Source organism: Edaphobacter sp. (assembly GCF_035532915.1).
Taxonomy (GTDB): Bacteria; Acidobacteriota; Terriglobia; order Terriglobales; family Acidobacteriaceae; genus Edaphobacter.
Map to the genome: position 1 here is coordinate 1 of NZ_DATKQC010000093.1, position 4,811 is coordinate 4,811.

At 57.8% G+C, this 4,811-nt stretch carries 6 protein-coding genes; all 6 read left to right on the plus strand.

Annotation, left to right across the window (positions count from 1 at the left end):
• Window positions 1–156: 156 nt before the first annotated feature.
• Window positions 157–819, plus strand: coding sequence for a hypothetical protein (locus tag VMU57_RS04860; protein ID WP_325381374.1), 663 nt, complete (start codon window positions 157–159; stop codon window positions 817–819).
• Window positions 820–829: 10 nt separating this feature from the next.
• Complete coding sequence (locus VMU57_RS04865) at window positions 830–1,285, plus strand: hypothetical protein (RefSeq protein ID WP_325381377.1); 456 nt, start codon at window positions 830–832, stop codon at window positions 1,283–1,285.
• 4 nt (window positions 1,286–1,289) lie between these two features.
• Window positions 1,290–1,634, plus strand: a complete 345-nt coding sequence (locus tag VMU57_RS04870) for a hypothetical protein (RefSeq protein ID WP_325381379.1) — start codon at window positions 1,290–1,292, stop codon at window positions 1,632–1,634.
• Window positions 1,635–1,637: 3 nt separating this feature from the next.
• Complete coding sequence (locus VMU57_RS04875; RefSeq protein WP_325381381.1) at window positions 1,638–1,856, plus strand: hypothetical protein; 219 nt, start codon at window positions 1,638–1,640, stop codon at window positions 1,854–1,856.
• Window positions 1,828–4,476, plus strand: coding sequence for a hypothetical protein (locus tag VMU57_RS04880; RefSeq protein ID WP_325381383.1), 2,649 nt, complete (start codon window positions 1,828–1,830; stop codon window positions 4,474–4,476). Before VMU57_RS04875 ends, VMU57_RS04880 begins: the two co-directional genes overlap by 29 nt.
• On the plus strand, window positions 4,473–4,811 hold a 339-nt coding region (locus tag VMU57_RS04885; RefSeq protein WP_325381385.1), incomplete at its 3' end, for a hypothetical protein. The genes VMU57_RS04880 and VMU57_RS04885, both read left to right, overlap by 4 nt.

The window sequence follows — 4,811 nt, forward strand, 5'->3', positions numbered from 1 at the left end:
GCCTCGGCATCGCGGGATGGCACTTCAAATCCGGCCGCGGCTATCTCGGCTGGGGCGTGACGGGCGTGGCCCTCATGGTGATCTCCGGTCTCGGACGTATGGCTGAGGGTTTCATCACTCAGGCGCAAGGCATTCAGTAGCCACGGCGGGAGAGCCATGCAGACGCCACAGTTCCTCCTCGACCTTCTCCAGGTGCTGCTCGATCTCGCGGTGCCGGCGGCGTTCTGCACGCTGGCTGCCGCGGGAGTGAGCCTGCGGCATGAAGGCGGGATCAACTTCCACGTGAACGGCCGCAGCGGCAAATGGATTCTGTGGACCGTCGTTCTTTTGACTTTGCCACAACTGCTGTCATGGGTCGCGGCACAGGGCATCAACATTCCTTCGGGAAGCGGATCGGTGGGCACAGGCTGGTTGGCCAGCATGGAAGCACTTTTCAAGAACTTCGTAAGCCAGATTGTTGTCGCCCGGCTGGTGCCGATCCTTGCAGCGTACTTCGTCCTGAAAGCCACACTTGATGGAGCATCTGGTGAGAATCCTCTCGGCTCGATTGTTGCCGCTCTCTTCTTAATGTCGCTGTCGGCAACGATGCAGCTTTTTGAGGGATGGAACTCGGGAGGGCAGTTCGCGATGACCGACATGCTCTCCTCCCTGTGGAATTACATCGCCGGGCAGATTTTGCCGGCCGCGGCGGGACTTGCATGTGTCGGAGCCGTTATCAACTACGTCCGGCACAGACCTTGGTCCAGGCAGATTTTCGCCGCGATCTCTTTCCTGAGCGTGAGCGGCCTCCTTTCGCTTTTTCGGGCGATGGCGGCGTGAGGAGCAATATATGAGCCTCGATGGAGCCATTACGAACCTTGCCTCCTGGGCCGGTAACACCATGATGCCGACGATGGCAGGCCTGTTCTTTGCCGGAGCCGTGTATCGCTACAGCAAGGGCGGCCCTTTCGAGCAACCCCTCTATGGAGGCTTCGCCTCGCTGCTGTGCTCCGGGATGTTGCGGGCACTCGAAGGATTTGTGCAGCACGCTGGCGCGACCAATGCCGACGCGTTCTGGATGGCCACGATGAGCCTTGTGAACTGGACGGCCAATGTGATTCTGCCCATGTTTGCGCTCACGCAGCTGGCCGCGATGGCTTTGCACATGGGCGGCGTGGTCTCGGAGATCTATCCGGGCTCGACCTGGATCAGGAAGTTTATTGCCGCGATCGGAGCCCTGATGGTTTCGGGAATGGTGCGCCTGGCCGAATCGATGGTGACGCAGGCGCATGGAGTGGGAGGGTAGTGCCGTGAGTCTCGACATGACGCCGGTTCACCGCAACCTTCATACCAAGGTGACGTTCCTGGGCCTCGAGTTCGAGGACTTGATCCTGGTGTTGGCGCTCGCCGCGTTGATGAATCTGCTTGCGCATTTCGTCAGCGGCAACGCCCATGTGTTCGGGGTACCACTCAACATCTTTATGGAGTTCATCGTGCCTGCGCTAGCCGTGCCCTTCCTGATTCTTTTCAAGTATGGAAGGCCGCGTGGGTATCTCACCGATCTGGTCCGCTCGTTTTTCGCTCCGAAGGCGTGGTGCGCGCTTGAGCGAGATTCGGAACTGAAGGAAAGTTATCTGACCGAAGACGAGGAGTAATCGATGCACGCGTCGATCACAGCGCAGAAGAACGGAATGGTCGTGGCCGTTCTCGATGCGGAAGCAGCCCAGGTCACGTTTGCTTGTGTGATATTCGCTGCGCGCATCCATGAGGAGATCGCACCACTCGCACGAATCGTGGAGCAGCAACTGCAAATCGAAGGGATCGGAGTTGTTAAGGGAGACGATAACTATGCCGGTGACCCAAGCAGAACACGATAGAAGGCTCAAAACGCCCGCCGTCTGCGAACTGCTGTCTCTGCGCGATCTTCCCGTGGGCGACAACATTATGGTGCGCACGAACGGAGCTTTCGTAGCGGGATATGCGTTGCGTGGCATTCTCGCGTATTTCGCAACTGATGGCGAACGGAATCAGAACAAGGCCATGCTGGAAGCGCTTTTCCGCAGTCTTCCGGACGTCAGCATGCGCGTTCAGTTCCGTTACGAGATATCAGAGCGCCTCGGCGATCTCCTCGACAACTACCTCCGTGAGCAGCGAACCGATCAGTCAGAGGTGATGGCTCTCGATTTCCATCGGCTTCGGATGTGGAGACAAAAGGAACAGAGCGGCTACTTTTTCGAGAACCGGCTGCACGTGTACTTGATCTGGGATCCGCAGATTCACGCAAAGCTTTATCACTCCGCTCGGCAGAATCACAGCGTTGGTGGATTCACTCTGAGCCAGACAAAGGCCGTCCAGCGTGCGCGGAAGGAGCACGAGACCTACCTGGCCGAGTTCGAATCCATCCTCCGGGGCATCGAGGGGTCGATGGAGGCGGCAAACCTCGGGCCCCGGAGACTTTCGACTCAGGAACTGTTTGAGGAACTCAAACACGCGCAGCATCCAATGCGCCGTGATCGGCGGCCCTACTTGCCCGGCGAGGAGATGTTCGGATATCGAAGTGCGCGGGAACAGGCAACCGAAGCGAGCATTCTCAACGAAACCGAGACCTATTTGAATATCGATGGGTATCTATATGCCGTCGTCAGCCTCAAGGAACTTCCCGATGCGACCTTTCCCGGCATGCTGCAGAACTTTGCAACTCTCGGCTTTCCAGTCGTAGTTAGCGCGCAAAGTGTGATCCCGGATCAGGTGAAGGTGCTCAAAAGTTACAAGAAGCGCCTCCAGAAGATGACAGCCGCGCAAAAGGATGCGAATGGAAACTTCAAATCGAATCCCGAAGCCGAAGTCGCGCAGGCGCAGCTCATCGAGGTGCAGCGGGACATCATCTCCTCCTCGCTAAAGACAGCGAAGTTGAGTCTGTCCGTTGTCGTTCGTACCTCGCAACCCGCGGTTACGCTCGGTGATCTTGAGCGGTCAGAACGGGAACTCGCTAACCGCACGCAAGAAGTGCTGAATGCCTTCACGCATATGAATGGCGCGAAAGCCGTAGCGGAGACAATCGCCAAGCGGCGCATCTTCCTAGGGACGTTGCCCGGGATGGCCGAGGCCGACAAACGGGATCAGGACATGCTTACGTTGAATGCCGCCGATCTCGTGCCGGTTGAGATGCCATGGACCGGGACGCGGAGGAGTCCGCTCATTCTGTTCGAGACTCCCTACCGCCAACTCATTCCTTTCTCCATGTTCGATCCCGATTTCTCGGATGCGAACGGACTTCTGATGGCGAAGAGCGGCGGTGGCAAGACCCTTGCCGCACAACAGATGCTGTTGATGGCCGCTCGCGCCAATCCCTTGATTTCAATTCTTGAGCGTGGGGACTCGTATCAGCCGCTTGTCGAACTGATGGGCGGCGAGATGATCGAAATGTCGCTCGACAGCGATCAGACGATCAACCCCTGGGATCTGCCCAGAGGAGAGACGAAGCCCTCCAATGACCAGATTTCATTTCTGAAGAACCTGACGCGGCACATGTTGGGCGAGAACACGCCGCCCGACCTCGATATCGATCTGCTCGACAGTGTGCTCCTTGAAGCCATCGCTTCGACGTACAAGAGATGCAGCGCCAAAACCTCGAACCCAATTCCGCTCTTCGGTGACCTGGCCGCGGAACTGGCGCACTGGCAAGACCGGGATCGCAATCAGAAAATCAACGCGATGGCACAGATGGCCTCGACCAAGCTGCGTGCATGGGTCGATGAAGGGCCGTATGCGCAATTGTTCGACCGGCCCACTACGGTCCAGTTGAACAACCCGTGGCTCTACTTCAATGTCGAGAAATTGAAAGACGATCCGCGGCTGGAACGTGCAATGAGCCTTCTGATTGCGCACACTGCCACGTATCGCGCATCGGGGATGACGGGGCAGCCAAGCATCGTCCTGCTCGATGAATGCTGGGCGCTGCTCGAATCCCCAATCCTCGCCGGCGTGGTTGTGCAATTGTTTCGTACCGCACGCAAGCGCAATGCAAGTGTTTGGGGCATCAGCCAGACTCCGGAGGATTTTGTCGGGACACCCGACCGCCCGAATGAGCATGGGGCCGGAATTGTGAAGAACGCTTCTACAAAGATCATCGGCAAGCAGCCTGGGGATATGACCGCGCTGCGGGAGCACGTTCACCTGAACGAGACAGCACTCAACCAGATCAAGACGTTCGCACACCCGAAGAAGGGACATAGCGCCGAATTTCTTATTGCAATTGGGGAAAAGGCGGAATCGACGCATGCGATCCGGATCGTTCCCAGTCCCGTGGACTACTGGATCACGACCACGTACGCCCGGGAACGGTCGTTCCGGAAGTGGTGGCTTCGCCAGCACCAGCAGCTACCGCTGATTCAGGCCTACGAAGAGTTGGCCGCGCGCTATCCGCGCGGCCTGGCGGAACTGGCGCCGTTGCCGGTTGAACTGTCCGGAGAGATGCAGGAGGCGCTGAGCCAATGACGGACCATGCCCAACCCGAAGCGACACCGCTCCTGAATGGAGAGCCATATAAGGGCGATCCAGAGTTCGTTCCGAAGCCGAGAGCCTGGAAGAGGAGACTGCTCATTGGGGTCCTTCTGGTCGAAACATGCTTTGCCCTGCCGAAGCTGGCTCACGGGCAATTCCTCAGTGTTTTCGACGCGATCTTCAGTTCGATTCAGAACGACATCGGCAGTTCACTCAGTGCGATCAATCAGGTTGCTCAGCAGATGCAGAAGCTCTATCAGACTACGATCGCGCCATTGGCGGCGATCAATCAGGCTCGCGGGTTTGTAGCAAACTCGATCAACACCTAT